This window comes from Corynebacterium pygosceleis, from assembly GCF_016595275.2.
In the GTDB taxonomy this organism is placed as follows: domain Bacteria; phylum Actinomycetota; class Actinomycetes; order Mycobacteriales; family Mycobacteriaceae; genus Corynebacterium; species Corynebacterium pygosceleis.
Window position 1 is genome coordinate 115,591 of sequence record NZ_JAENIQ020000002.1, and the last position, 21,611, is coordinate 137,201.

General features: G+C 67.2%; 19 protein-coding genes and 1 tRNA gene. 5 read left to right on the forward strand and 15 right to left on the reverse strand.

Annotated elements, in window-relative coordinates; genetic code table 11:
* Positions 1-182: 182 nt before the first annotated feature.
* The 6 genes from hisG to JIM94_RS03845 all read right to left on the reverse strand — a co-directional run bounded on the left by hisG (position 183) and on the right by JIM94_RS03845 (position 4,786).
* Positions 183-1,028: an ATP phosphoribosyltransferase gene (gene hisG / locus JIM94_RS03820; RefSeq protein ID WP_200254895.1), complete on the reverse strand. Its 846-nt coding sequence runs from the start codon at positions 1,026-1,028 to the stop codon at positions 183-185.
* Between the two features lie 54 nt (positions 1,029-1,082).
* Positions 1,083-1,355, reverse strand: coding sequence for a phosphoribosyl-ATP diphosphatase (locus tag JIM94_RS03825; protein ID WP_200254897.1), 273 nt, complete (start codon positions 1,353-1,355; stop codon positions 1,083-1,085).
* Between the two features lie 26 nt (positions 1,356-1,381).
* A complete protein-coding gene (locus JIM94_RS03830; protein ID WP_248167264.1) occupies positions 1,382-2,119 on the reverse strand; it encodes an HAD family hydrolase in 738 nt (245 codons plus the stop codon).
* 16 nt (positions 2,120-2,135) lie between these two features.
* On the reverse strand, positions 2,136-2,576 hold the full coding sequence (locus JIM94_RS03835) for a hypothetical protein (protein WP_234040009.1): 441 nt from the start codon (positions 2,574-2,576) through the stop codon (positions 2,136-2,138).
* Between the two features lie 18 nt (positions 2,577-2,594).
* Positions 2,595-3,893: a cysteine--1-D-myo-inosityl 2-amino-2-deoxy-alpha-D-glucopyranoside ligase gene (gene mshC / locus JIM94_RS03840; protein ID WP_200254899.1), complete on the reverse strand. Its 1,299-nt coding sequence runs from the start codon at positions 3,891-3,893 to the stop codon at positions 2,595-2,597.
* A gap of 68 nt (positions 3,894-3,961) precedes the next feature.
* On the reverse strand, positions 3,962-4,786 hold the full coding sequence (locus JIM94_RS03845) for an undecaprenyl-diphosphate phosphatase (protein ID WP_200255152.1): 825 nt from the start codon (positions 4,784-4,786) through the stop codon (positions 3,962-3,964).
* Between the two features lie 179 nt (positions 4,787-4,965).
* Between JIM94_RS03845 and JIM94_RS03850 the strand changes: the two genes are divergently transcribed.
* From JIM94_RS03850 to JIM94_RS03860, 3 genes are all read left to right on the forward strand, one after another.
* Positions 4,966-5,904, forward strand: a complete 939-nt coding sequence (locus JIM94_RS03850) for an aldo/keto reductase (protein ID WP_200254901.1) — start codon at positions 4,966-4,968, stop codon at positions 5,902-5,904.
* Positions 5,905-5,997: 93 nt separating this feature from the next.
* Positions 5,998-7,113 (forward strand): YncE family protein, encoded by a 1,116-nt coding sequence (locus tag JIM94_RS03855; RefSeq protein WP_200254903.1) that lies wholly within the window; start codon positions 5,998-6,000, stop codon positions 7,111-7,113.
* 134 nt (positions 7,114-7,247) lie between these two features.
* Positions 7,248-8,351 (forward strand): quinone-dependent dihydroorotate dehydrogenase, encoded by a 1,104-nt coding sequence (locus JIM94_RS03860; protein WP_200254905.1) that lies wholly within the window; start codon positions 7,248-7,250, stop codon positions 8,349-8,351.
* On the opposite strand, the gene JIM94_RS03865 is transcribed toward JIM94_RS03860, so the two are convergent.
* The 4 genes from JIM94_RS03865 to JIM94_RS11275 form a co-directional block, all read right to left on the reverse strand.
* Positions 8,348-8,758: a hypothetical protein gene (locus JIM94_RS03865; RefSeq protein WP_200254907.1), complete on the reverse strand. Its 411-nt coding sequence runs from the start codon at positions 8,756-8,758 to the stop codon at positions 8,348-8,350. The genes JIM94_RS03860 and JIM94_RS03865 overlap by 4 nt on opposite strands.
* 65 nt (positions 8,759-8,823) lie before the next feature.
* Positions 8,824-9,363 (reverse strand): YbhB/YbcL family Raf kinase inhibitor-like protein, encoded by a 540-nt coding sequence (locus JIM94_RS03870; protein WP_200254909.1) that lies wholly within the window; start codon positions 9,361-9,363, stop codon positions 8,824-8,826.
* Positions 9,364-9,411: 48 nt separating this feature from the next.
* Positions 9,412-11,232 (reverse strand): ABC transporter ATP-binding protein, encoded by a 1,821-nt coding sequence (locus JIM94_RS03875; RefSeq protein WP_200254911.1) that lies wholly within the window; start codon positions 11,230-11,232, stop codon positions 9,412-9,414.
* Complete coding sequence (locus JIM94_RS11275; protein WP_200254913.1) at positions 11,229-12,833, reverse strand: ABC transporter transmembrane domain-containing protein; 1,605 nt, start codon at positions 12,831-12,833, stop codon at positions 11,229-11,231. The genes JIM94_RS03875 and JIM94_RS11275 overlap by 4 nt, the downstream gene beginning before the upstream one ends.
* A gap of 215 nt (positions 12,834-13,048) precedes the next feature.
* On the opposite strand from JIM94_RS11275, the gene JIM94_RS03890 reads away from it, so the two are divergent.
* Positions 13,049-13,134, forward strand: a tRNA-Leu gene (locus JIM94_RS03890).
* A 103-nt stretch (positions 13,135-13,237) separates the two neighbouring features.
* On the forward strand, positions 13,238-14,770 hold the full coding sequence (locus JIM94_RS03895; protein ID WP_200254915.1) for an SDR family NAD(P)-dependent oxidoreductase: 1,533 nt from the start codon (positions 13,238-13,240) through the stop codon (positions 14,768-14,770).
* A gap of 14 nt (positions 14,771-14,784) precedes the next feature.
* Here the strand turns inward: JIM94_RS03895 and JIM94_RS03900 are convergent, their stop codons facing one another.
* The 5 genes from JIM94_RS03900 to JIM94_RS03920 all read right to left on the reverse strand — a co-directional run bounded on the left by JIM94_RS03900 (position 14,785) and on the right by JIM94_RS03920 (position 21,571).
* Positions 14,785-15,414, reverse strand: coding sequence for a dihydrofolate reductase family protein (locus tag JIM94_RS03900; protein WP_200254917.1), 630 nt, complete (start codon positions 15,412-15,414; stop codon positions 14,785-14,787).
* A gap of 312 nt (positions 15,415-15,726) precedes the next feature.
* The gene (locus tag JIM94_RS03905) at positions 15,727-16,158 is read right to left on the reverse strand and encodes a cupin domain-containing protein (RefSeq protein WP_200254919.1); all 432 of its coding nucleotides are present in this window, start codon (positions 16,156-16,158) and stop codon (positions 15,727-15,729) included.
* 167 nt (positions 16,159-16,325) lie between these two features.
* The gene (gene meaB, locus JIM94_RS03910; protein WP_200254921.1) at positions 16,326-17,423 is read right to left on the reverse strand and encodes a methylmalonyl Co-A mutase-associated GTPase MeaB; all 1,098 of its coding nucleotides are present in this window, start codon (positions 17,421-17,423) and stop codon (positions 16,326-16,328) included.
* A gap of 15 nt (positions 17,424-17,438) precedes the next feature.
* On the reverse strand, positions 17,439-19,724 hold the full coding sequence (gene scpA / locus JIM94_RS03915) for a methylmalonyl-CoA mutase (protein WP_200254923.1): 2,286 nt from the start codon (positions 19,722-19,724) through the stop codon (positions 17,439-17,441).
* An 8-nt stretch (positions 19,725-19,732) separates the two neighbouring features.
* The gene (locus JIM94_RS03920) at positions 19,733-21,571 is read right to left on the reverse strand and encodes a methylmalonyl-CoA mutase family protein (protein ID WP_200255154.1); all 1,839 of its coding nucleotides are present in this window, start codon (positions 21,569-21,571) and stop codon (positions 19,733-19,735) included.
* Positions 21,572-21,611: the final 40 nt, after the last annotated feature.

Below are 21,611 nucleotides of genomic sequence, written 5' to 3' on the forward strand. Positions count from 1 at the left end.
TCCACCTCTCTGTTCGACCTCTACCGGTTCGGCGGGAACCGCTCTCGCCCCCAGCATAACGGCGTTTCCCGCGACACGGACCGGTGTCGGACGACACCGGTGGCCTGATTCCGCTCCGGATCCGGGTAAAGAGGAGACCCCGTTCCCGGTTCGTCGGGGACGGGGTCGGTGAGCGGACCGGATCAGAGTCTGGCGATGCGGATCTCGGAGGCGAGGATCGCCTGAGCCCCCAGCTCCGAGAGCTCATCCATCACATCGTTCGCGCTCCTGCGCGGGATCATGGCGCGCACCGCCACCCAGTCCTCCAGTGCGAGCGGGGACACCGTCGGACCTGAGATCCCCGGGGTGACGGCCGTTGAAGCATCCAGCAGAGACCGTGGGACGTTGTAGTCCAGCATCAGATAATTCTGTGCGTGCAGGATGCCCTCGATACGCCGCAGCAGCACCCGCTGCTCGGCGGTGACCTCGACACCCGCGCGACCGACGATCACCGCCTCCGATGTGACCAGTGGATCACCGAACGGTTCGAGCCCCTGCTTGCGGAGGGTCCGCCCGGTGGACACGACGTCAGCGATGACGTCGGCGACGCCGAGCCGGATCGAGATCTCCACCGCACCGTCGAGACGGATGACCTCCGCCGACTGACCTCGCGACGCGAGATCCTCCCGGACGAGATTCGGGTAGGAGGTCGCGATACGTCTGCCGTCCAGATCGTCGACGCTCCACTTCTCCCCCGCAGGTGCCGCGTAACGGAACGTCGACGTACCGAAGCCGAGGGAGAGAACCTCCCGGACGTCCGCGAGGGAGTCACCCGCCAGGTCCCGGCCGGTGATCCCGAGATCGAGCTGGCCGTTGGCCACGTAGATCGCTATGTCCTTGGGGCGGAGAAAGAAGAACTCGACGTTGTTCGCCTTGTCGGTGACGGTCAGTGCCTTGCTGTCCCCGCGGCCGGTGTAACCGGCCTCGGAGAGAATCTCGACAGCGGATTCGGACAGGGAACCCTTGTTCGGTACGGCGACTTTGAGCATGATTTCCCGGGGATCCTTCAGGGGTACGTGGTGGATGGTGGTGGCGGTGCTGGGTCAGAGATGCTTGTAGACGTCCTCGGGCTTCAGGCGCCTGGCGACCATGACGACCTGGGTCCAGTACAACAGCTGGGAGATTTCCTCGGCGAGTTCCTCGTCGGACTGGTACTCCGCGGCCATCCACACTTCCGCGGCCTCCTCGACGATCTTCTTGCCCTGGGCGTGGATACCCGCGTCGAGGGCGGCCACGGTACCCGAGCCTTCGGGGCGTTCGGCGGCACGGGAGAGCAGTTGCGCGTAGAGCGAGTCAAAGTCTTTCACGCCGATCATTGTTGCACACACGGACGGTTCGACGGTCAGGGTGTGGGGGTGACGGACATGAACAATCTCCCGACGGTGTCGACGTCGACGCCACGGAAATCGGCGCCGGTCAGCTCCGGCCGGTCGGTGAGCTCGCCGAGTGTCCGCACACCGGTGGGCCGGTCCGCGGCGGGATCGCCGGGAAGACCGACCACCCGGCACCCGGCGTCCCGGGCCGCGGCCATACCGGTCGGGGAATCCTCGAACACCAGGCAGTCCCCCGGGGCGAGGTCCGCCCGGCGGGCCACCTCACGGTAGATGTCCGGGGCGGGCTTCCCGCGGGGTACCTCGTCACCGCACACCGTGTCGACGAAGTAGGACCGGCCGACCGCACCGATGGCGAGGTCGGCGATCTCACGTGGTGTGTTGGTTGCGACGTACATCGCTGTACCCCGATCCAGGAGCGCGTCGAGGAGCTCGCGGACACCCGGATTGAGCGTGAGACGCTCCGCGAACAGCTCGGAGACCCGGTCGAACAGGACCCTCCGGTATCTGTCGCGTGCGGCGTCGTCCGGGGTCACCCCCGCGTGCTCGGCGCAGACCCGGAAGGTGTTGTCGAAGGTGCCGCCCATGGTCTTCGCGTGTTTCTCGACCGTCAACCGCCGTCCCATGCGTTCACTCATCTCGTAGGTGGCGATCGCCCAGAGTGGTTCGGTGTCGGTGAGGGTTCCGTCCATGTCCCAGATCACCGCGGAGGGGAAGACTGCGGGTGTGTCCGGATGCCGGTCTGCCACGGTCTGGATGTCCTTCCTACTCGAACCTGGGGAGCGCGTCGTCGTCCCCGGAAACCTGTGCGTCCTCCGCGTTCCCGGAGGCGTCGTCCTCGTCGTGCGTCGGGGTGAAGCCGGTGGCGTCCACGGCACGGGTGATGAGTGTGTTCAGCTCCTCGAACTCCTCCGGTTCGATGACGGCGTCGGCGTGGCGGGCGTTGAAGGTTTCCACCGCAGTGATGAACCTGGTCAGGACGACGGTGAGGGCCTCCCGGCCCGGGGTTTCGGGCAGGTCGTCGAGTTCGGCGAGGAAGCCGTCGATGATCTCCCGGAGTTCCGGGAGGACCGCCGGGTTGAAGGGTTGTTCCCAGAACTCCTTGTCGTCCTCGTTGAGGTAGGAGCCGGTGGAGAACGTGGTCAGGTCGTCGATGAACTCATCGACGAAGGGGCGGAACCGCTGACTGATACGAGTGGAGGTCATGGCTCCATTGTGTACCAGTCACCGGCGTCCTGTGGGGCGACCCCCGGGAGTCCCCTGGTCCCGGGGCAGCAGCGGAACACCCATCAGGGCGTCGAGCGCACGGGAAACCAGCCTTCCGGCCTCCGTCGCCGATCGGCCTTCACCGGGGGTGCCGTCGACGGATGTCGCCCAGGCGTCGACCGCCGCCAGCGCCCCCGGAGTATCGAGATCGTCGGCCAACGCCGCGCGCACCCGCTGAACCAGCTCGGTGGCGGCACCGGTGTCCGACGCGGTCTCCGCTGCGCGGCGCCACAGTGCGAGCCGTCGTTCCGCTTCCGCGAGGACCTTTTCCGACCAGTCCCGGTCGTCACGGTAGCCGCTCGCGAAGACACCGAGACGAATCGCCTCCGGCTCGTGGCCCGCAGCGGTGAGTTTGTGCACGAAGACGAGATTGCCGAGGGACTTACTCATCTTCGTTCCGTCGAGACCGATCATTCCGCTGTGGACGTAGTGTCCCGCCATCCTGGGTGAACCGGTGGCCGCCTCGACGTGTGCGGCGCTGTACTCGTGGTGCGGGAAGATCAGGTCGGTGCCGCCACCCTGGACGGCGAATCCGGCGCCGAGCCGGTTGACCGCGATCGCCGCACACTCGATGTGCCAGCCGGGACGCCCCGAACCGAACGGAGCCTCCCAGGTCGGTTCCCCGGGGCGCGCGGCGCGCCACACCAGTGCGTCGAGGGGGTCACGTTTGCCGGGACGGTCCGGGTCACCGCCGCGTTCGGCGAAGAACCGCATCATCGTCTGACGGTCGTAGTTCGACTCATACCCGAACACGGGTGTCGCATCCAGGGAGGCGTAGATGTCCGGATACCCGTCATCCACGATGTAGGCGCTCCCGTTGTCGAGCAGCACGGAGACGAGATCGATGACCTCGTCGACGATGTCGGTGACGGCGATGAAATCCGTGGGCGGCAGGACCCGGAGCGCGGTCATGTCGGAGCGGAACAGATCCGTCTGGTCCCGGCCGAGTTCACGCCAGTCGACGTTGTCACGGGTCGCCCGCTCGAAGAGCGGGTCGTCGACGTCGGTGACGTTCTGCACGTACCGGACGGTGTACCCGTTGTCCCGGAGCTGACGGTTGATCAGGTCGAAGGTGAGGTAGGTCGCCGCGTGACCGAGATGGGTGGAGTCGTAGGGGGTGATACCGCAGACATACATCCCCGCGGTACCGCCGCTGACGGTGACCGGTCGGACCGTGCCGTCGGCGGTGTCGAAGAGGGTCAACGGTACTGGGGGTCCGTCGATGACGGGGACCTCGGGGTGGGGCCAGGAATGCATGGGGACAACTCTAGCGCGGTCCCCGGACCGTCGCGGACGCACCCCGCCACCACCGGTGACCGACCCGGTCAGGGCTGGAGAACCCCTGCCGCGAGCAGCCCCATCACCGCGAGTCCCACGGGTATCCGGTACGCGGCGAACCAGGAGAAGGAATGCGTGGAGACGAACCTCAGCAGCCACGCGATGGAGGCGTAACCGACGACGAAGGCGATTCCCGTTCCCACCGCGAGCTGAGCCGCCGAGGCCGCCTGCCCCGCATCCGGGGCGAAGGCGTCGGGCAGGGAGAACAACCCGGAGGCGAGGACCGCCGGGATGGCGAGCAGGAAGGAGAACCGTGCCGCGACCTCCCTGTCGAGGCCGAGGAACAACCCGGCGGAGATCGTGCCACCGGAACGGGACACGCCGGGGATCAGCGCGAGACACTGCGCCAGGCCCATCAGCACGGCATCCCGCATGGTGAGCTCGTCGAAGGATCGCTTCTTGTTCCCCCACTTCTCGGCGGCGATGAAGACGAAACTGAAGAGCACCAGCATGGCGGCCGTGATCCACAGGTTGCGCAGATTATCGCGGATCAGGTCCTTGCCGAGGTAACCGATGATCCCGACCGGAATCGTGCCGATGATGACCATCCACCCCATCCGGTAGTCGAGGCCACGCTTCGACCTGTCGACGATCCCCCGGAACCAGCCGCGGGCGATACGCAGGATGTCCCGCGCGAAATACACCAGCACCGCCGCCTCCGTCCCGAGCTGGACGACGGCGGTGAACGACGCCCCCGCATCCTGCCCGAACAGCAGCGAACTCACGATCCGGAGGTGACCGGAGGAACTCACCGGCAGAAACTCGGTGAGGCCCTGGACCACCGAGAGAACCACGGTCTGCGCCCAACTCATCTGGTCGGGGACGGTGTCGGTGCCACCTGCCGCATGAACCGCCCGCAGGGTCGACGACGGGTCGGCGGCGGACAGGGACACCTGGGGACGACCGGGCACCAGGCCGGTAAGAAAACTCATCAGACTCACGAACCACACCGTACCCCGTGCGGCGACCCGGGTGGTTTAGGGTGGTTTCCGTGAGAGAGAACACGGCGGGTAAGAGTGGGTTGCGGGTCTCCGAGCTGGGGTTGGGGGTGTCGACCTGGGGGGAGTCGACCCCCGCGGAGGAGACCGGGGCGATCCTCCGGGCGTTCCTCGACGCGGGAGGCACCCTGATCGACACCTCTCCGGCGTACGCCGACGGTGCCGCGGAGAACCTGCTCGGTGATCTCATCCGGCGGCGCACCGTCGAACGCGGTCGGCTCGTGTTGTCCTCGTCGTCCGGTGTCGATCCGACTCTCCCGCTGGGACGCAGGGTCGACTGCTCCAGGCGTTCCCTCATGGCCCAGCTCGACAGGAGTCTCACGGCTCTCGGGACCGACCACCTCGATGTGTGGAGCGTCGGTTTCTGGGATCCGCGAACCCCTCCGGAAGAGGTCGCCGACACACTCAACTGGGCGGTGCGGACCGGACGCACCAGGTACGCCGGTGTCCGCGGATACTCGGGATGGCAGCTCGCGGTCACCCACGCGGCGGACCAGAGCCGTCGCATAGTGGCGGCGCAGAGCGGATACAGTCTGCTCGACAGGAGGGCGGAGGAGGAGCTGCTCCCCGCAGCCGAACATCTCGGGGTCGGTTTCCTCGCCGCGGCGCCTCTCGCGCAGGGTGTGCTCACGGGTAAGTACCGCCAGTGCATTCCGGCCGACTCCCGGGGAGCGTCACCGAGACACGACGCGGAGGTCCAGGGTCTCCTCGTTCCCCGCAGCGCGACCGTCGTCGAGGCACTGTGCACGGCGGCGGAGGGGCTCGACATCCCTCCGGTGGCGGCGGCGATCGCGTGGTTGAGGCAGCGTACCGGTGTGACCTCGGCGGTGGTCGGGGTGCGTACCGTCGCGCAGCTGGAACAGGCGATGGAGGGGCTGACCGCGGGGCTGCCGAAGGCGATCCGTGCGGCACTCGATGAGGTCTCCCTCTGAACGGAAAACGGTGGAGTCCGGTCCTGAACCGGTGCCTCGACGTCAGTCCACGGGCCCGGTGCCGGTGCCGGGTGCTCTGGTAACGTCCCCGGTGTGTCTACACCACGTTCTGCCCTGCTCGCGGCACTGACCGTGACGGCCCTGACGGTCGCCGGTTGCAACAGTGCGCCGTCCCCCGTCGATGAGTCCTCGCTTCCGCAGCTCACCGACGCCACCGTCGCAGACTCCCCGCCCGCGGCGGCGCCGGACGGGCGAGTTCTCCGGCTGTCCGGCCCGCTGGAGGGCGGGGAACTGACGGATCTCGCCGTCGCCGACGGTGGTGACATCCTCGCGGTGCGCGCCGGAGCACATCTCGGGATCGGCACGGTGGAGCAGTTCACGTCCGGCGGGTACACGGACATCGAGGTCTCCCCCGACTGCGGTCCACTGTCATCGCGGGACTCGACCTTCGTGCTCGCCTGCCCCGACGGCGGGGGCGGGGGTGTCGTCCGGGTGATCGACGCCGGTTCCCCCGACACACCCCGTTCGCTCCGGGTTCCGTCACCGGTCACCTCCGCGGCGATCACCGGTGACGGCAGAATCCTGGCCGGTACCTCGGGGCAAGGTGATGTCCTGGTGCTGGGTACCTCGTCCGGTGAGGTCGGCGACGGGGACACCACGACCGAGGCGACGATAGACATCAAGGACTCCGTCGACCAGCTCATCACCGTTCCCGTCACCGGTGAAGCCGATCGTGCGGTCGTCATCGACCGGGGCAACACCGTCATCAGCGGTGTCGACTGGACGAACGCCAAACCCGGAGCGGCGTTGCGTGCGGGGCTCGGGGTCGGACGCGTCGCCGTGGGTGAACCCGGGACCGGTGTGATCTTCGCCTCGGACACGCGCGGCGGTCAGCTGCTGGTCTACACGGTGAATCCGGTCATCATGCTGCACCAGATGGCGACGGCGGGAGACAGCCCCTGGGCGGTGGCCTGGGACGGTGGGAACCGGGTCGTCTGGGTGTCGGATACGGCGGACAATCTGGTCACCGCGTATTCCGTCGCCGAGGGTGTACCCGTGGCCGTCGGTTCACTCCGTTCCGGCGCGAATGTCCGTGGAATGGCCGTCACCGGCGCCGGTGATCTCGTCACCGTCGGTTCAGACGGTCTCCAGGTCATTGACGCCGACACCCGTGCCGGAGCCCTGGAGCATGCCGCCCCGGCCCCCTGACGGAACCGCCGGCGGGTAACGGCCCCGTCCCGTCGTAGGATGTTCCCCGGGGCGGTCCGCACGGTCGTGCCCGTGCCCCTCCCCCGCCAGCTCCGCAACCTTCCCCGACTCCCCGAGCTACCTGAGGATCAACCATGCCCGACCAGCCGTCACGACCCCTCTACAACCTCGCCCTGAGGGCGATGTTCACGCTCCCCCCCGAGCGCATCCACAACTACATCATGAACGGGCTTCAGGTCCTCCACGGTATGGGGCGCCCCAACCGTGTCCTCGGTCGTGTCCTCGGCGTATCTGATCCGGTGCTGCGCCAGGAGGTGTTCGGTGTCGAGTTCCCCCAGCCTCTCGGCCTCGCGGCGGGCTTCGACAAGAACGCCACCTGCGCGGATGCCTGGGGCGCGCTCGGCTTCGGTTACGCCGAACTCGGTACGGTCACCGCCTCCCCGCAGTCGGGGAACCCCCAACCCCGCCTGTTCCGGCTCCGGGAGGACCGTGCGATCCTCAACAGGATGGGCTTCAACAACCACGGTGCCGCCGCGGTCGCCCGCAATCTGCACCGGCGCAAACTGGATGACGTCATCGGCATCAACATCGGGAAGACGAAGGTCGTGCCGTCCGATGAAGCGGTGGAGGATTACCGGACCTCGGCGAAGATGCTCGGACATCTCGCGGACTATCTCGTGGTCAACGTCTCCTCCCCCAATACCCCGGGGCTCCGGGATCTCCAGGCGGTTGAGTCGCTGCGTCCGATCCTGCGTGCCGTGACGGAGGTGGCGGACACGCCCGTGCTGGTGAAGATCGCCCCGGATCTCAGTGACGCGGACGTCGACGCGGTCGCGGATCTCGCGGTCGAGCTCGGACTCGCGGGAATAGTGGCGACGAACACGACGGTGTCGAGGGAGGGTCTGGTCACCGACGCGGCGAAGGTCGAGGCGATGGGCGCGGGAGGTTTCTCCGGCCCGCCGGTGGCCGCGAGATCCCTGGAGGTCCTGCGGCGTCTGCACGACCGGGTCGGCGGAAAACTCGTGCTCGTCAGTGCCGGAGGAATCGAGACACCGCAGCAGGCGTGGGAGCGGATCACCTCCGGCGCCAGCCTGCTCCAGGGGTACACCGGCTTCATCTACGGTGGCCCCTGGTGGATCCGGGACATCCACAAGGGTGTCGCCGCCCAGGTACGGGCACACGGTCTGAGTGGCGTCTCCGAGGCCGTGGGCAGCGGACTCCCCTGGATCGATGACTAACTGACCGGCATCATCTGTCGTTTGATGATCAGTCCGGCGAGCAGGGAGACGATGGCGTAGGACGGCAGCCAGTACTGCCCCATCACCATGAAGATGTGGTTGGGCAGTACCCGGCTCAGCATCAGGAGAACGAGGGCGACACCGAGGATGACGATCCTGCCCATCGTCACGTACTGTGTCCGGCCGGAGGTCGCCGAAGCGCCGATGATGATCGCCGCGACACAGATGAGCAGGAACCGTGTGGTGACGTAGAACGGCGCCATCCAGCCGTTCATGACGACCTCGAGGAATGTCCACAATGCGAGGACGAGGGCCAGTGCGATGAACGCACCACCCGCCCGCATCGCCGGGGGAACCGCTTTCACCGGCTGCGGTTCAGTGTTGTCGCCGGAATCTTTTTTCGTCATAACAACCTCCGACTCTAGCCGGTGCGCTGGTGTTCGACTCAACCGGTGTCCGTCCGGTCCGGACGTCAGCTGTTCTCGTGCCAGCCCCAGAGGACCGTCCGGGCGATACTGTGGAAGTAGAGGTTGAAACCGAGGACCGTGGGTGAGGCATCGGCGGGAACGTCGAGCTTCTCCACATCGACCGCGTGCACAGCGAAGAGGTACCGGTGTGGTCCGTGTCCTTCCGGAGGCTGCGGACCGAAGTAGCCACGGGTACCGCTGTCCCCGACCAGACTGAGTGCACCGTCGACACCGTCGAGGGTCTCGCCGCCGGCACCGGTGGCGAGCTCGGTGACGTCAGCCGGGATGTTGAGGACGGCCCAGTGCCAGAACCCCGCTCCGGTGGGGGCATCCGGGTCGAGGCATGTCACCGCGATCGACCTGGTCCCCTCGGGGAGTCCGGACCACGCGAGGTGCGGTGAGACGTCATTACCGCCGAGATGCCTGTCGGCGAAGGTCCCGCCGTTGTCGAGATCATCGGAACGGAGCTCGAAGGACGGCAGGTCCTTCAGCGGGGCGTAGGGGTCGGGGCCGGGGAACCGGGGATCGTCTGCGTAGGAAGTCATGGTTCTTTTCTAACAGAACACACGTGTCCGTGTTGTGGGGCGGGCCACTCAGCCGTCGTCCCGTGAACCACTCCACCTGGCGTAGAGGTCGGCGTACCGTCCCCGGGCCGAGAGCAGTTCCCGGTGGGATCCGTCCTCGAACACCGCACCGTGGTCCATGAGGATGATCCGGTCCGCGGTGACCGCCTGATCCAGACGGTGTGCGACGACCAGTGACGTCCGCCCCCGGGCAACCTCCTGTGCCGCGAGCTCGAGACTGCGTGCGTTGTCCGATCCGGCCTCACTCGTCGCTTCATCCATGATGAGGACCGGAGGATCGATGAGGATCATCCGTGCGAGTGATATCTGCTGCTCCACCTCCGGTGCGAGATCGTCGTGCCCCGCCCCGATCAGTGTGTCCAGTCCCCCGGGCAGCCACCGCTGCCAGCCGGGACTGTCCGGCCCGAGACCGACTCTGGTCAGTGCACCGATGAGCGTGGCGTCATCCGCCTCCGGTGAGGCCATGCGGAGATCGTCCCGCAGCGTCCCGGAGAACAGGTGGACCTCCTGGCTGATGAGGGACACCTGTCGAGCCGTCCAGGTGTCCGGGACGGTCGAGGTGTCGGTCCCCCCGATGGAGATCGTCCCGGACGAGGGGCGTTGCAGGCCCGCGATCAGTCCGGCGAGTGTCGATTTCCCGGCACCGGAGGCCCCGACCAGAGCGGTCATGGTCCCTGGTTCGAGGGTCAGCGAGAGATCGTCGATGATCGCGGCACCTCCCGGATACCGGAAGCCGAGGTTCTCGATCCGGACCTCGGGAGATTCCGTACAGTCCGCGGGAGCCGGCGCGTCGATCGCGTTGTCCGAGAGCATCGCGAGGGACACCGCCCGACCGAGGGCGGTGAGTGCGTTCTGGATCTCCCCCGTGAAGATCAGGACGTTGAACACGTGGATCTCCAACCGCACCACCAGGACGATCGCGGCAGCGGCCTGTCCGGTGGTGAGCACCCCGTCGGCGACCAACCAGGTCGACATCGCGATCGCCCCGGACAGCAGTACCCCGTAGGCGAGGTACCCCGTTCCGATGAGCCGGAGGAACAGCGGGATCCGGTCCGCCTCCCGCCGCACCGTGAACCAGGAGTTCCTCTCCAGGCGTTCGACGGCCCACCTCCGTACGCCGAAGGAACGGATCGTCGGCATGCCCCGGATCGTGTCGAGGAGCATGTTGTTGCGCCGTGCCTGCGCCGTCGACAGGGCGTTGGTCGCCGCGGGCAGAGCCGTGAGGGTGCGTTTCACGGGAATGGCGAAGATTGCCGGAAGCAGGAGCAGCAGAAGCAGGTACCAGGGTGAGACCAGGGTGAGTGCCACGAAGGTGAACGGGAACATCAACGCGGTCACGACAACCCGTGGGCCGATTCCCTGCACGGTGCGGTAGGCGGTGTCGATGTCCTTGGTCAGGCGGGTGATCACGTTCCCGGTGCCGAGTTGGAGCACATCCGGGATCGGGGCCTCCAGCGTCGCCCCCAGACAGCGGCGACGGAGATCGACGGACAGTCGGCGGGTGGCGGTCAACATGAGGTACGTTGCCGCGGGACGCGTGACGAGTTCGAGGAACATCAGTGCACCCACCACGACGAGAAGGAACGTGAACCCGTCCCTCCCCGATCCGAAACCGGGTACGGACAGTCCGGAGATGAGGTCCACGGATCTTCCGAGAAGCGTCGAGGATCCAGTCATCGAGGCCAGGTTGACGCCGAACACCGCCACGGTGAGCAGCCACCATCCGGGGCCGGGAAAACCGGGAAGTGCGCGGATGCACCTGCCGATCTCGCGGAGCGGTGCGGGGACGAGTGCGTCATGGTGTCCGGTAGCGGACGAACCGGGTGTCATCGGAGAAGCTCCTCATCGGTCAGAACACGATCCGCGACGGCCCGCCACGCCCGTCCGGCGGTGATGACGACCGTCGGACGATCACCGCGCAGTTCCCTGACGGCGTGTGCGACATCGTCGAGTGTCACGGCATCGAGACCCGTCGTCGGTTCATCGAGCACCAGGACATCGGCGTCAACGGCGAGCGCACGGGCCAGCGCCACGCGTTGACGTTGCCCTCCGGAGAGGTTGAGACCCGCCTCGCCGATCGGTGCATCCGGCAGCTCACCCTCGGTCCCGTAGCCGCCCAACCGGTCGACGATGTCACCGCAGCATGCGGCATCGAGCGCGGCACGGACCACCCCGGTATCCAGGACGCCGGACGGGTCGATGTTCTCCCGCAGTGTGCCCTCGAAGATGTTGACCGCGTGGGGCGGAGCCAGGACTCCGGGATTCGAGGCCAGTTCCCGGGCCATCCCGGCCGCGGCGCGCCGCCCCTCCGGACCGACCGGCGCCCACACCGTCAGTCCCGGCCGCGGACACGGGACGGAGCCTCCGGAGGCAACCTCCTCCGGAGGAGTCAGAGCCCGGGAGAATTCCCCGATACGCCCGGCGGAGGCCTGTGCCCGTGACCACACATCGATGAAGAACCCGAGGGAGAAACCCGCGACCGTGAGCGCGGGCGGTGCCAGCAGCACGACCGTGAGGAACTCCCCCGGGGTGATCCGCCCGTCGAACGCGAGATGGGCCGAGGCCACCACGAGTCCGAAACCGAAGACGGCTGGAACGGACTGTCGTACGACGGTCAGGACCATACCGATGCGGACCTCCCGCAGCATGACCGTCAGCGCGTCGTCGGCGGCGCCGTCGAAACGCGCGTGGCTGGTCTCCACCGCACCGAGCCCCTTGATGATGCGTGAACCCTGGGCGAAATCGGTGGCGAGGGAGATGGATCTCGATTCAGCCTCCCGACGGGCCTCCGCCACCCGGGTCAACGGCCCCGCCGTCCCGGCGGCGACCAGCGCGGTACACACCCCACCCAGCAAGAGGCCTGCCCCGAGGCGGTGGTCCACGGCGGAGATGACCAGGGCGGAACCCGTCAGGTAGAAGAACAGGGACAGAGTGAAATCGTAGGAGTTCTTCACCTCCGCGAGAGCCGTCGAGTCCTCGTCGACGGTGTTCAGGATGGTCCCGGGGGTCAGCGTCCTGGCCTCCATCACCATGAGATTCCGGGTGAGTTCGAGCCGCAGACCGTGAATCATCCGGGCGATCGACATGTCGTTGAGACCGATCTTCATCACCTCGGCCCAGAACCCGACCCCCTGCAGGACCATCAGCAGGAGGACCGTTCCGGCGAGAGCGACGGTATGTCCCGTGTCGATCACGGAGTTCGTCGACCAGCCGGCGATCCTCGAGAGAGCGATGCCGCATGATTCGGACACCAGTGTCGTGATGACGACGAGCAGAACCACCCGGGGATGGTTGAGGAGCGCCGCGAGCGTCATGCGTGCCGGGGACATGCCGGATGTCCTGGCGTGGAACGGTTTCTCTGCGGGAGGGTCGGTCGGCACGAACCAGGACCAGGTGACGTTCCCGGCCCGTCTCGGTGAACTCGTGGGCATGTGACGACGATACACCGGTGACCGGGGGCGCACCGGGAATCCGGCCACCGGTGTCCGTCGCCGATTCTCGAACGTGGACGCCGTCCGTGAGGTCCTCTGACACGGGTGCAGAAACCAGCCTTGACCGGGTGATTTGATACTGCGCTCCGTTTCGGGCTAAGGTATGCGAGTGCCCAGCCGGAGAGGCCGGGAACAAAGAAGAGATATTCACTCGGGTCCGGGTGGCGGAATGGCAGACGCGCTAGCTTGAGGTGCTAGTGTCCTATTAACGGACGTGGGGGTTCAAGTCCCCCTCCGGACACAGATGAGAACCGGGGGCCGTGACATCAGACGATGTCACGGCCCCCGGTTCTTCGTCTCCCCCGACCCATCCCCGTGACACCCCCAGTTGAAGGAAATCCGTCATGTCCATCGATCCCGATGATCTCGCCACCTGTCTGAGAGTGGTCGAACAGGCCGGTGAACTGGATCCCGCCCATCCCGACTCCGTCGCGGTGCAGCGTGCGGTGGCCGCCCTGTTCAAACAGGTGAAGCGGTCCCGCAAGATCGCGGCGAGGGAGAAGCAGAGGAAGGCGGATGAAAAGGTCCTCCACGCGACCGCCACGGCGAATCCGAGGCGTATCGACGACGAGACCTCCGGTCTGCTCATCACCCCGGCAGAGGGCAAACCCGCGCAACTGGAACCCGGGGCGGTGGCGACCCCCCACGGTTTCGCCGGACGCCTCCAGCGTGCCCAGAACTGTTACGTCTGCAAGCAGCCCTACACCCTCGTGGATTCCTTCCACCACCAGCTGTGCCCCGACTGTGCCGCCGACAACCGAAGGCGACGGGAGGCCCGTGTCGACCTGTCTGGCCGTCGCGCTCTTCTCACCGGTGGCCGCGCGAAAATCGGGATGTACATCGCCCTGAAACTTCTCCGGGACGGTGCTGACCTGACGATCACCACGCGGTTCCCCAAGGATGCCGTCCGCAGGTTCACGGCGGTGGCCGACTCCCCCGACTGGATCCACCGTCTGCACGTCGTCGGTGTGGATCTCCGCGACCCCGCACAGGTCATCACTCTCGCCGACTCCGTCGCGGCGGCGGGCCCCCTGGACATCCTCATCAACAACGCCGCGCAGACCGTCCGCCGGTCCAGTGGTGCCTATTCGGGGCTCATCGACGCCGAATCCGCACCGCTGGAAGGTGTGGAGCGGGAGGTAGACTCCTTCTCCCTCGGGACGACCTCGGCGCTCCACCCTGCGGCACTCACCGGTGCGGGTACGGACGGTGACGCCGCCGTCGCCGCCCTCGGTGGTGCCTCGGCCGGTGTGCCGGTCGACGCCGCTGCGGCTGCGGCGCAGGCACACGCCTCACGCCTCGCCGCCCTCGCGATGACCGGTGGTTCCGCGGACCTGGAGCGGGTGAGTGACGGTACCGCCGTCGATGCGGGTGGCCTCGTACCCGATGAGGTGGCCCACAATTCGTGGGTGGCCCGCATCGGTGAGGTCGGTCCCCTCGAGATGCTCGAGGTTCAACTGTGCAACGCGACCGCGCCGTTCATCCTCGTTGACCGCCTCCGTCCGGCCATGGAGGCGGCCTCCGCACGCCGCCGCTACATCGTCAACGTCTCCGCCATGGAGGGGGTCTTCGGGCGTGGGTACAAGGGGCCGGGACACCCGCACACCAACATGGCGAAAGCCGCGCTCAACATGCTCACCCGCACCGCTGCGGGCGAACTCGCCGAACACGGCATCCTGATGACCGCCGTGGACACCGGATGGATCACGGACGAACGCCCGCACACGACGAAGGTGAGGCTGGCGGACGAGGGATTCCATGCCCCGCTCGACCTCGTGGACGGTGCGGCCCGCGTCTATGACCCGATCGTCCAGGGCGAGAACGGTGTCGATCTCTACGGTTGTTTCCTGAAGAACTACGTACCCAGTTCCTGGTGAACGCGGTCGGTCGGTCAGTCCACGTGCGGGCGCTTGACGTTCGGGGTGTAGGACCGGCGCGGGTCATGCCCACGGGAGTGCGGCACCGGCGGCAGAACCTCGTATCTGGCGTGGACATAGCCCCCCGCCCGGGTGGTGCCTGACCCGAGCAACCTGAGCGGGATGTCGCAGTCCATTCCGCCGAACAGTGACACGCCGTCACCGAGGATCAGGGGAACGGTGGTCACGGTGAGTTCGTCGACGAGTCCACGCTCGAGGAACTGGCGGATCTTCCCGGCACTGTCGATGAACACTCCGCTGTAACCACGTTCCTCGATGAGCGAGATCACCTCCTCCAGATCACGGGCCACCGTCACCCTGTCATCGGAGAAGGACTCCCGGGTCGTCATGACGATGACGTCCTTTCCCGGGTACGGCCACTCGGGAAGCTCACTCAGCTTGTTGAACGCAGGACGACTGATGACGACGGCATCCGTCTCCCGGAAGACACGGCTGAAGTCACCGGCGTCACCCGGAGAATGCTGGGCCGGATGATCGATACCGTCATCCTGGTCGAGGAGCCAGCTGACGTCGCCGTCAGGCCGGGTGATGAAACCGTCCAGGCTGGTGACGATGAAGACGAGTCCCTTCCACTTCCGCTGCATGTTGCGTGTCCTCTCAGGTTGCCGGCCGGACACCCGTTGACGGCTGTCGTGCCGCCCCGGTGCGTCCGTTCTCGGCCGGATGATGTCGTTCGCCACCCCAGAATAGATCCGTTCTCCGGTGTCACGCCAGCAACGGTGCCCCGCAAGCTAACGGTGTCCCACCCCGATGGGTGGTGGGTCGGAGGCCCGGGTCAGGCACGCCCCGAACGGTGAGGTGGGCAGCCGTCGACACCGGCTCCGTCGGGAAACGAAACCGGCAGGCGGCGGCCCTCCCCCGAAGGTGGGCCGCCGCCTGCCGGGACGGTGGGGGCACTAGTCTTCGTGCTGCTCGTTCGGATCGTTGTCCGCGTCTTCCTTGGTCGCGTGGATCGTCCCGCGAACATGGTCCGGCGCCGCGTAGATGGAGTAGACCTTCAACGGCTCCGAACCCTCGTTGACGACGTTGTGCCACTTACCCGCGGGGACGAAGACCGCCCAGTCGTCCTCGACGGTCCGGTCGATGTCGAGGTTGTCGGCGTCATCCCCGATCATGACGTGGCCCTCGCCGGCCTCGACACGGAGGAACTGGTCGTGGTCGTCGTGGACCTCGGCGCCGATCTCCCCGCCCGCGGGAATGCTCATCACGGTCATCTGCAGGAACTTGCCGGTCCACAGCGTGTCACGGAAGTTGTCGTTGTCCTTGGTCACCTTCTCGATGTCGAGGACGTACGGGTTCGGACCATGGTCGGTACGAAGGTCAGACATATAAGTCTCCTCTTATCTATAGGGTTTTATGTTCTACAGGACCACTGTACCCACCTTCGTCCCCCTTCGCATCGATCCACGTCAGGAGGGACTTCGCAGGTGCTTCGCGGAGTGGTCGCACATACACGGAGGGGACGGGAACGGCCCGTGTGCCGGGCCGACGGAAGTCAGGCGCCGGCGTCGAACGCCCCCAGGATCTTCTCCGCGGCGAGGGTCGGTGTGATCCGACCGTGCCGCAGCTGATCCTCGACGAAGACCCGGGTCTCCCCGACCCTGGAGCTGGTGTTCAGGCGCTGGAGCAGCGTCTCGTGGACCATCGACCACATCCAGCCGACCTGCTGTTCCCTGCGGTTCTCCTCGAACTTCCCGCACCTGAGCATCGCCTCGTGGTGCTCCCGCACGGTGTCCCAGAACTTGTCCACGCCGTCGCCCTCGACCGCCGACATCGTCATCGTCGGCGGATGCCAGACGGCGTCCTCGCTACGGACCATGCGCAGGGCGGCGGCCAGCTCACGGGCCGCCCGCTTCGCCGTCTTCGTGTTCGGGCCGTCCGCCTTGTTGATGGCCACGAGGTCGGCCATCTCGAGAACACCCTTCTTGATGCCCTGGAGCTGGTCCCCGGCCCCTGCGAGGGCGAGGAAGGTGAAGCAGTCGACCATGTTCGAAACGGCGACCTCCGACTGCCCGACGCCGACCGTCTCGACGAGGATGATGTCGAAACCCGCGGCCTCGAACACGACCATCGACTCCCGGGTGGCCTTTGCGACCCCTCCGAGAGTGCCCGCCGACGGTGAGGGCCGGATGAACGCGTCCTCCTGAACCGACAGCTTCGACATGCGGGTCTTGTCCCCGAGAATCGACCCGCGTGTTCTCGTCGACGAGGGATCGATGGCGAGGACGGCGACCCGGTGCCCCTCGCCGATCAACTTCATGCCGAGCGCCTCGATGAACGTGGATTTACCGACACCCGGAACACCGGTGATCCCCACACGCAGAGCGTCACCCGAGAACGGGAGCAGACGGACGAGAAGTTCCTGGGCCAGGACCCGGTGTGCGGGCGCCGTCGATTCGAGGAGCGTGATCGCCCGGGACATCCGGGTCCGGTCCCGGTCCCGGACCGCCTCGAAGAGCTCGTCGACGTCGATCCGGCGACGGGCGCGCCGAACCACCTCCGGTGCCACGGCCGTCGCCGAACCCAGATCGGTCCCGGCGGTCGTCTTCAGTGACCCGAGATGGTGCTCGAGGAACTCGTCACCGATGCTCATCGTCCGTCGACTCCCCTATGACTCGACCGGTGTGCCGTAGGACCCCTCGGAATCCTCGGCCTCCGCCTGAATCTCATCCGGGAGATCGAGGTCGAACCCGAGGTTCGCGGAGAGCTTCGTGATCATGTCGATCGCGGAATCCGCGATGACGGTGCCGGGCGGGTAGATCGCGGCGGCACCGAAATCGTAGAGCTCCTGGAAGTCACCGGGCGGAATGACCCCGCCGACGATGATCATGATGTCCTCGCGTCCGAGCTTGGCCAGCTCCTCCTTCAGCGCGGGCACGAGGGTGAGGTGCCCGGCCGCGAGGGAGGACACGCCGACAACGTGGACGTCGGCGTCGACGGCCGCGCGGGCCGCCTCGGCGGGCGTCTGGAACAGTGGTCCGACGTCGACGTCCATGCCGAGGTCCGCGTAGGCGGAGGCGACGACCTTCTGGCCGCGGTCGTGCCCGTCCTGCCCCATCTTGGCGATGAAGATACGTGGGCGACGGCCCTCCTCGGCCTCGAATGCGTCGGCCATCGCGATCGCACGCTGGACGTTGCTCACGGCGCCTTCCTTTCCGACCTCGTCCTTGTACACGCCGGACAGCGTGCGGATCTCGGCCTCGTGCCGGCCGAAGACCTTCTCCATGGCGTAGGAGATCTCGCCGACCGTCGCCTGGGCGCGGGCGCAGTCCACGGCGAGCTTCAGGAGGTTGTGCTCGAGGTCGCCGGCCTCCTTGGATTCCATCCGGCAGGCCTCGGTGAGCTTGTCCAGCGCCACCCGGACGGCCTCGTTGTCCCGCTCGGCGCGGAGCCGGTCGAGCTTCTCGAGCTGCTCCTGGCGCACCTTGGTGTTGTCGACCTTGAGGACCTCGATCTCCTCGTCCTCCTCGACGATGTACTTGTTGACGCCGATGAGAGCCTGACGCCCGGAGTCGATGCGGGCCTGGGTCCGGGCGGCGGACTCCTCGATGCGGAGCTTCGGGATGCCCTCGGCCGTGGCCTGAGCCATGCCGCCCGCGGCCTCGACCTCCTCGATGTGCGCGCGGGCACGGTTCGCGAGCTCGTTGGTCAGCCACTCGATGTAGTAGGAACCCGCCCACGGGTCCACCGGGCGGACGGTCCCGGACTCCTGCTGCAGGAGCAGCTGGGTGTTGCGGGCGATGCGCGCGGAGAAGTCCGTGGGCAGCGCCAGCGCCTCGTCCAGGGCGTTGGTGTGCAGCGACTGGGTGTGGCCCTGGGTCGCGGCCATGGCCTCGATGCAGGTACGCGGGACGTTGTTGAACACGTCCTGCGCGGTCAGCGACCACCCCGAGGTCTGTGAGTGGGTGCGCAGGCTCTGGCTCTTCTTGTTCCGGGGTTCGAAACCGCCGACCAGCTCGCTCCAGAGGAGTCGGCCGGCACGGAGCTTCGCGATCTCCATGAAGGTGTACATGGATATGCCCCAGAAGAAGGACAGTCGGGGTGCGAACTTGTCGACGTCGAGACCGACTTCCTTACCGGCACGGATGTACTCGACGCCGTCGGCGAGGGTGTACGCCAGCTCCAGGTCGGCCGTGGCACCGGCCTCCTGGATGTGGTAGCCCGAGATCGAGATCGAGTTGAACCGCGGCATCTTCAGCGACGTGTACTCGAAGATGTTGGAGATGATCCGCATCGAGGGCTTCGGCGGATAGATGTAGGTGTTACGGACCATGAACTCCTTGAGGATGTCGTTCTGGATGGTCCCCGCGAGCTGCTCCGGGCCGACGCCCTGTTCCTCGGCCGCGACGATGTAGAGGGCGAGGATCGGCAGGACGGCGCCGTTCATGGTCATCGAGACGGACACCGCGCCCAGGTCGATTCCCTCGAACAGCTGGCGCATGTCGAGGATGGAGTCGATGGCGACACCGGCCATACCGACGTCACCGAGGACCCGCTCGTTGTCGGAGTCGTAGCCGCGGTGGGTGGCCAGGTCGAAGGCGACCGAGAGCCCCTTCTGCCCCGCCGCGAGGTTGCGTCGGTAGAACGCGTTGGATTCCGCTGCGGTGGAGAAACCGGCGTACTGGCGGATCGTCCACGGCTGGTTGGTGTACATGGTCGGGTACGGGCCACGCATGTAGGGCGGGGTGCCCGGGAACGTGTCGAGCGGGTGCGGGGGACGCTCCCCGTCACCGACGGTCGCGGTGTCGCGGTCGGCACGCGTGTAGACGCGTTTGACGTCGATCCCCTCGGGAGTGGCCCAGATCTGTTCCGCGGCTTTGCCGGGTTCGTCGACGGACGACGGGGCCTCGCCGGTGGTACGTGGGATGTCGTGGAAATTCGGGATGGTGCTCATGGTGTGCGTCACGCTCCCAGCGTCTCGAGCAGGCCGGCCAGGGTGGCCGCGGCGTCAATGGTCAGGTTCAGGTAGTCGTCGGGGATGTCCTCCGTTTCGGCGAAGGACTTCGGGGAACCGGCGACCAGCAAGGTGCCGACCCCGGCGGCGCGGGCAGCCCGGACGGCCTCTGCACCGGTCGCCGTGTACTCCGGATCAGCGCCACAGAGGACGGCGATCTCGGCGTCCTTCACTGCCTCGGTGAACTCGTCGGTGCCGGGCACGAGCTGACCGGGGTTGACGACCTCGATCCCGCCCGAGGCGAGGAGGTTCGTCGCGAAGCCCGTCCGTACGTTGTGCTTGGCCAGTGGCCCGATCGGGATGAGCACCGCCCGCGGCCGACTGCCGTGTTCCTCGAGGAACGCGTCGGACCGGTTGCGCAGCGCCTCGAACCCGGCGGCCCACCGCCGGACACCGGCAGGCTCCACCCGGCGGTCCGCCGGGAGCGGCTTCTCGGCGAGGTTCGGGAACTCGTTGATGCCCGTGATCTGCTTGCGGCGGTGCGCGACGTCAGCGCGGACGGCCTCGTGGGACTCATCCAGGGCCGACTGCAGGGCACCCGATTCGTGGTGTCTGCGGAACCCACCGTCCGCCTCGACGCCGGTGAAGATGGACCACGCCGCGTCGGCGAGTTCCCGGGTGAGGTCCTCGATGAAGTAGGCCCCGCCGCCGGGATCCACGACGAAACCGAGATGGGACTCCTCGAGGAGCAGCAGGTTCGTGTTGCGAGCGATCCGGTGGGCGAAGGACCGCGAGGTTCCCTGCAGGCCTCCCCTGACCGCGGCGTCGAAGGGCAGCACCTCGACATCCGTGGCGCCACCGACCCCCGCGGCAAAGGCGGCGACGGTGCTGCGGAGCATGTTGACCCAGGGGTCACGCTGGCTGAACATCACGGGAGCGGTCAGCGCATGCTGCGGTGCACCCCCGTCCTCCGCGTGGCCGACGACCTCGGCGACCCGGGCCCACAACTCGCGTGCGGCGCGGAACTTCGCGATCTGCGCGAACTGGTCATCGGTCGCGGCGAACCGGAAGGAAATCTGGCGGAGCGCGGAGGCGGTGTCCAGACCGGCGTCGACCAGTGCCCGCAGGTACTCGACCCCCGCAGCCAGGGCGAAACCGATCTCCTGGGCGTCGGTGGCGCCCTGGTTGCTGAAGGACGCACCGTCCACGAGGATCGCCCGGACCTCGCCCTCCCGCCCCGATGCCTCGACCGCGAGGTCCACTGCCGTGTCGAGATCCACCGACGCGGACGAATCGACCGGTGCGGTCAGGGGGGCACACGACAGCTCGACGGACACCCGCCCGGGATTGTCCGCGGCGTCGATCACCGCGTAGAGCTCATCGGCGGCGGCCCGGGTCTCCGCCCCCGCGACGATCCGCAACGGCACCAGGTCGAGAAGAACACCACCGAGCATCTCACGGAGATCGCCGACCGTCAGATCACCGGTGAGATCCAGGACGAGATCGGTCGTGCCGTTGTAGAGGGCGTGCAGTATCCGCTTGTTGACGGACGCCGCCCCTTCCCCGGCGACCCGCCCGAACGTCTCGGTCACGCCCCATCCCGCGCGCCGGGCGTCCTTGACCTCGTTACCACGGGTGAACGGGAAAACCCCCGGGGCCGCGCTCTCGGAGAACTCGTCGGCACGGGTGTACAGCGGGCGGACGTCAATGCCGTCATAGGTGGTCCTGATCAGCTTCCGCCACACATTGAGGGGCACATCCGCGACATCCCTGCGCTCCACCCTGGCGAAGACACCGGCGACGGATCTGTACCAGGCCTCCTGCCTCAGGTGGAAGTCCTCGGGCAGCCCCGGAGAGGTCGACGGGGCATTCTCCCGTCCGTGCTCA

What these genes read in the sequence shown, in the direction of transcription:
- hisG (WP_200254895.1), bottom strand. Translation starts at nt 1,028, where the DNA reads ATGCTCAAAGTCGCCGTACCGAACAAGGGTTCCCTGTCCGAATCCGCT.
- JIM94_RS03825 (WP_200254897.1), bottom strand. Translation starts at nt 1,355, where the DNA reads ATGATCGGCGTGAAAGACTTTGACTCGCTCTACGCGCAACTGCTCTCC.
- JIM94_RS03835 (WP_234040009.1), bottom strand. Translation starts at nt 2,576, where the DNA reads ATGACCTCCACTCGTATCAGTCAGCGGTTCCGCCCCTTCGTCGATGAG.
- mshC (WP_200254899.1), bottom strand. Translation starts at nt 3,893, where the DNA reads ATGCATTCCTGGCCCCACCCCGAGGTCCCCGTCATCGACGGACCCCCA.
- JIM94_RS03845 (WP_200255152.1), bottom strand. Translation starts at nt 4,786, where the DNA reads ATGAGTTGGGCGCAGACCGTGGTTCTCTCGGTGGTCCAGGGCCTCACC.
- JIM94_RS03860 (WP_200254905.1), top strand. Translation starts at nt 7,248, where the DNA reads ATGCCCGACCAGCCGTCACGACCCCTCTACAACCTCGCCCTGAGGGCG.
- JIM94_RS03865 (WP_200254907.1), bottom strand. Translation starts at nt 8,758, where the DNA reads ATGACGAAAAAAGATTCCGGCGACAACACTGAACCGCAGCCGGTGAAA.
- JIM94_RS03870 (WP_200254909.1), bottom strand. Translation starts at nt 9,363, where the DNA reads ATGACTTCCTACGCAGACGATCCCCGGTTCCCCGGCCCCGACCCCTAC.
- JIM94_RS03875 (WP_200254911.1), bottom strand. Translation starts at nt 11,232, where the DNA reads ATGACACCCGGTTCGTCCGCTACCGGACACCATGACGCACTCGTCCCC.
- JIM94_RS11275 (WP_200254913.1), bottom strand. Translation starts at nt 12,833, where the DNA reads ATGCCCACGAGTTCACCGAGACGGGCCGGGAACGTCACCTGGTCCTGG.
- JIM94_RS03895 (WP_200254915.1), top strand. Translation starts at nt 13,238, where the DNA reads ATGTCCATCGATCCCGATGATCTCGCCACCTGTCTGAGAGTGGTCGAA.
- JIM94_RS03900 (WP_200254917.1), bottom strand. Translation starts at nt 15,414, where the DNA reads ATGCAGCGGAAGTGGAAGGGACTCGTCTTCATCGTCACCAGCCTGGAC.
- JIM94_RS03905 (WP_200254919.1), bottom strand. Translation starts at nt 16,158, where the DNA reads ATGTCTGACCTTCGTACCGACCATGGTCCGAACCCGTACGTCCTCGAC.
- meaB (WP_200254921.1), bottom strand. Translation starts at nt 17,423, where the DNA reads ATGAGCATCGGTGACGAGTTCCTCGAGCACCATCTCGGGTCACTGAAG.
- scpA (WP_200254923.1), bottom strand. Translation starts at nt 19,724, where the DNA reads ATGAGCACCATCCCGAATTTCCACGACATCCCACGTACCACCGGCGAG.